This window comes from Actinomadura montaniterrae, from assembly GCF_008923365.1.
Lineage (GTDB): Bacteria > Actinomycetota > Actinomycetes > Streptosporangiales > Streptosporangiaceae > Spirillospora > Spirillospora montaniterrae.
On sequence record NZ_WBMR01000398.1, the window covers coordinates 1 to 4579 of the forward strand.

A 4579-nucleotide genomic window follows, 5' to 3' on the forward strand; every position below is an offset into this window, starting at 1 on the left:
GGCTCTTCGCCGGGCGGCGCGGCGGCGCGGCCCGTCCCGCGGCGGCGTCGGCCGGGCGGTCCGGGTCGGGCCTCTTCTTCTTCGCGGGCGCGGCCTTCTTCGGCGCGTTCCTGGCGGGCGCGGTGGCCGGCGGGCGTCGGCTCGTCGTCGTCATGTCGCCTCCCGGACCCGCTCGGCGGCGCGCATCCGCACCGACCCGGCCCGTGGGTTGGTCGTGGTCTCCTCGTCGGACGGCAGCTCGGCCCCGCGCGTCAGGAGCCGGAACCTCGGCTCGTGCTCGGGCAGCGGGACGGGCAGCTCCGGCGGGGTGGTGTCGGCCGCCTCGGCGGCGAGGACCCGCTTGGTGATGCGGTCCTCCAGCGAGTGGTAGCTGAGGACGGCGACCCGGCCGCCGACCGGGAGCGCGTCCAGGGCGGCGGGCAGCGCCCGCCGCCAGATGTCCAGCTCGCCGTTCACCTCGATGCGCAGCGCCTGGAACGTCCTTTTGGCCGGGTTGCCGCCGGTGCGGCGGGTCGCGGCCGGGATGGAGGTGCGGACCAGGTCGGCGAGCCGCCTGGTGGAGTCGAGCGGGGCGCGCTCGCGCTCGCGGACGATCGCGGAGGCGATGCGCTGGGCGAACCGCTCCTCGCCGTACTCGCGCAGGATGCGCGCCAGCTCCGCGGGCGGGTAGCCGTTGACGACCTCCGCCGCGGTGAGCGTCTGGGTGCGGTCCATCCGCATGTCGAGGGGCGCGTCGTAGGAGTAGGCGAAGCCGCGGTCGGCCTCGTCGAGCTGCGGGGAGGAGACGCCGAGGTCGAACAGCACGGCGTCCGCCGACGGGACGCCGAGCCGCGCGAGGACGCCGGGGATCTCGTCGTAGACGGCGTGCTCGAACGCGACGCGGTCGCCGAAGGGGGCGAGCCGGCGCGCGGAGCGCTCCAGCGCGGTGGTGTCGCGGTCGAGGGCGATGACCCGCAGGTCCGGGTGGGCCCGGAGCATGGCCTCGGCGTGGCCGCCCATGCCGAGGGTGGCGTCCAGATAGAGAGGTGTGCGCCCGGCGGCGCGGGCGGCGTCCACGGCGGGGGCGAGAAGTTCCAGAACGCGACCGAGCATGACCGGTACGTGACCGGCCCCGGCCGCGTGGTCTCCCACGTCCATGGTTCACCCCCCTGGTACTGCCACCTCGCTCGCGGACTGTGTGGCATCGCCGGTCCGGACCTTGCCCGCCCCCGGCGGCGGCCTCGCCCGGCCAGGTCCCCATCCGCTGCCCTAAGGGAAGATCACCGCGTTTCCGCGGGGGGTCGCCGTCTGGCACCGGGGAAGCTGCGCCAGCTGGCTCGGAGAGCGGCTGGAGACCTGGCCGAACGTGGGCCAATGCCGGTCAACGGACCGACGGGTCGTCTAGAGGATCCCTGGCAACACCTCCTCCGAGACGTCGGAGAACGCCTGTTCCTCCTGCTCGAGGTAGGACTCCCAGGCCTGGGTGTCCCAGATCTCCAGGCGTGTGTTGGCGCCGATGACCGTGCAGTCGCGGGTCAGGCCCGCGTACGTGCGCAGCGGCGGCGGGATCGTGACGCGTCCCTGCTTGTCGGGGACCTCGTCGGAGGCGCTGGCGAAGAAGACCCGGCTGTACGCGCGGACCGCCTTCTCGGTGACCGGCGCGGCACGCAGAGCCTCGGTGATGCGCTGGAACTCCGCCATGGGGAAGACGTACAGGCAGCGTTCCTGGCCCTTCGTGATCACCAATCCCCCCGACAGCTCCTCGCGGTACTTCGCCGGCAGGAACAGTCGTCCCTTGTCGTCGAGGCGCGGTGAATGGGTGCCGAGGAACACCGGCCCCACCTCCCGCGCCGCATGAGGCGCTACTGCTCCCCACGGCGCCCCACTCTACTCCACTCTTCCCCACCGTCAACAAGGAAAACGCCTTCCGCGCACGAAGATCATCGAGAAAGTCGCAGGTCAGACGGGGTGGGGCGGAGTGGGGGGCGGCGGGCGCCCCTCCGCGCGCCGTCCCGCGGCGGTCCCGCCGGGGCGGCCCGCGGCACCGTCCGCCATGGACCTTTGTGGGGGCGCGCGGGAGGGCCGGGAGCCCCCGGTGGGGCGAAGTGGTGGGCCCGGTGGGGCTGTGGTGGTGATCGCCGTGGAGCACAATGGGCTCGCGTTCCACATGAACATCGCGGCGGGCCCGCCGACGACGTACTGTCGGTTGGGCGGGCGCACAGAGCGCCGCACCGGTCGCGAGGAGACGGGCCCCCGGTCCCGGGGGGCGGGCTCCGTCAGGGGCCTTCGAGCACACCACGCGGCCGGACGGCTGAGGAGGGTTTGGTGGCAGTAGGCACGCACGGCGAGTCGTTCATGGAGACCGACCCCCCGGCATCGCGCCCCGCCCGGCCCGGCAGCGCGGGCGGCGGCAGGGCGGAGGGCCCGGCGGGACGCGACGGCTCCGGCGGCGACCTGGCCGGCCTCGCGCGGATCGCCGACCGGATCCGGGCCGCCGTCGAGTCGGTGATCGAGGGCAAGCCGAAGGCGGTGCGGCTGGCGCTGACCGTGCTGCTCGCCGAGGGTCACCTGCTCATCGAGGACGTGCCGGGCGTCGGCAAGACGATGCTGGCCAAGGCCCTCGCACGCTCCGTCGACTGCTCGGTGCGGCGGGTGCAGTTCACGCCGGACCTGCTGCCCAGCGACATCACCGGCGTCAGCGCCTACAACCAGGAGCTGCGCGAGTTCGAGTTCAAGCCGGGCCCGGTGTTCGCCAACATCGTGGTCGGCGACGAGATCAACCGGGCGTCGCCGAAGACGCAGTCGGCGCTGCTGGAGTGCATGGAGGAGCGCCAGGTCACGGTGGACGGCACCACCTACGCGCTGGAGCCCCCGTTCATGGTGATCTCCACGCAGAACCCGGTCGAGATGGAGGGCACCTACCCGCTGCCGGAGGCGCAGCGCGACCGGTTCACCGCGCGGATCTCGATGGGGTACCCCGACCCGGCGGCGGAGCTGGAGATGCTCGACGCGCACGGCGGGTCGTCGCCGCTGGACCGGCTCACCCCGGTCGCGCACGCCTCCGACGTCCGCGACCTGATCGAGGTGGTGCGGCGCCAGCACGTCGCGGCGTCGGTGCGGCAGTACGCGATCGACCTGGTCACCGCGACCCGCAAGCACCCCGAGCTGCGGCTCGGCGCCTCCCCCCGCGCGACCCTGCACCTGGTCCGGGCGGCGCGCGCGTACGCGGCGCTGGACGAGCGCGACTACGTGCTCCCCGACGACGTGCAGGAGCTGGCCGTCCCGGTCCTGGCGCACCGGCTGCTGCCGACCGCGGAGGCGCAGGTGGAGCGGCGGCGTCCCGAGCAGGTGGTCGCCGAGCTGGTGCGCCGCCTGCCGGTGCCCGCACCCGGGAAGTGACCGGTTGAGGCGGGCGCTGGCCGGGCTGACCACGCGCGGGCGGTCCTTCGTGGCCGCCGGCGCGACGGCCATCGTGTGCGCGTTCGTGCTCGGCGAGCGGGACCTGCTGCGCGCCGGGATCCTGGTGCTGGTGCTGCCGCTGCTGTCGACGCTGGCGGTGTCGCGGACCCGCTACCGGCTGGCGTGCGCGCGGCGGCTGGAGCCGCCGCGGCTGCCGGTCGGCCACGAGACGCGCGTCGACCTGCGGCTGGAGAACGTGTCGCGGCTGCCGAGCGGGCTGCTGCTGGTGGAGGACCGGGTGCCGTACGCGCTCGGCGGGCGGGCGCGGTTCGTGCTGGACCGGATCGAGTCGCAGGGCTCGCGGGAGCTCGGCTACCGGATCCGGTCCGACGTGCGGGGCCGCTTCCGGGTGGGGCCGCTGACGGTCCGGCTGGCCGACCCGTTCGGGATGGTGGAGCTGGTCCGCTCGTTCAGCATGTCCGACACGCTCACCGTCACGCCGGCGATCGTGCCGCTGCCGGCGACGCGGCTGAGCGGCGCGTGGGGAGGCGGCGGCGAGAGCCTGGCCCGTGCGGTGTCGGCGGCGGGCGAGGACGACGTCGCGCCGCGCGAGTACCGGCACGGCGACGACCTGCGGCGGGTGCACTGGCGGTCGACGGCCCGGCACGGCGAGCTGATGGTGCGGCGCGAGGAGCAGCACCGCCAGAGCAGCGGGACGCTGTTCCTGGACACGCGGCGCCGCGCGCACTGGGGCGACGGCCCGGGCGGCTCGTTCGAGCAGGCGGTGTCGGTCGCCGCGTCGATCGGGGTGCATCTCGGCCGGACGGGGATGAACCTGCGGTTCGTCACCGACGCGGGCGAGGCGCTGTCTGCGGCGGCGTCGTTCGACGGGGCGTTCGAGGGGCTGCTGCTGGAGGCGCTGGCGGTGGCGCGGCGGTCGAAGTCGGTGTCGCTGACGCCGGGTCTCGCGGCGCTCGGCGGCGCGCCCGGGCAGGGCCGGGAGGGCGACGGGCTGGTCACCGCGGTGTTCGGCGCGCTGACCGCCGAGGAGGCGCACCGGGTCGCGGCGACGCGGCGCGGCGCCGGGTCCCGGCTGGCGGTGCTGATCGACGCCTCCCCCGCGCGCCGGGACGGCGGGGCGGAGAACGTCCACCGGGCGCGGATCGCCCGGCCGCGGGTCCCGGGGGCGCGCGGCGGCACG

At 75.1% G+C, this 4579-nt stretch carries 4 protein-coding genes; 2 read left to right on the top strand and 2 right to left on the bottom strand.

Annotation, left to right across the window (positions count from 1 at the left end; all coding sequences use genetic code 11):
* Positions 1–150: 150 nt before the first annotated feature.
* Positions 151–1137: a 16S rRNA (cytosine(1402)-N(4))-methyltransferase RsmH gene (rsmH, locus tag F9B16_RS49325; protein WP_151547169.1), complete on the bottom strand. Its 987-nt coding sequence runs from the start codon at positions 1135–1137 to the stop codon at positions 151–153.
* A gap of 243 nt (positions 1138–1380) precedes the next feature.
* On the bottom strand, positions 1381–1812 hold the full coding sequence (gene mraZ / locus F9B16_RS49330) for a division/cell wall cluster transcriptional repressor MraZ (protein ID WP_151547170.1): 432 nt from the start codon (positions 1810–1812) through the stop codon (positions 1381–1383).
* 492 nt (positions 1813–2304) lie between these two features.
* Here mraZ and F9B16_RS49335 point away from each other — a divergent pair, with 492 nt between their 5' ends.
* Together F9B16_RS49335 and F9B16_RS49340 are read left to right on the top strand one after the other, a co-directional pair.
* Positions 2305–3378, top strand: coding sequence for an AAA family ATPase (locus F9B16_RS49335; protein WP_225992663.1), 1074 nt, complete (start codon positions 2305–2307; stop codon positions 3376–3378).
* 4 nt (positions 3379–3382) lie between these two features.
* On the top strand, positions 3383–4579 hold a 1197-nt coding region (locus tag F9B16_RS49340), incomplete at its 3' end, for a DUF58 domain-containing protein (RefSeq protein ID WP_151547171.1).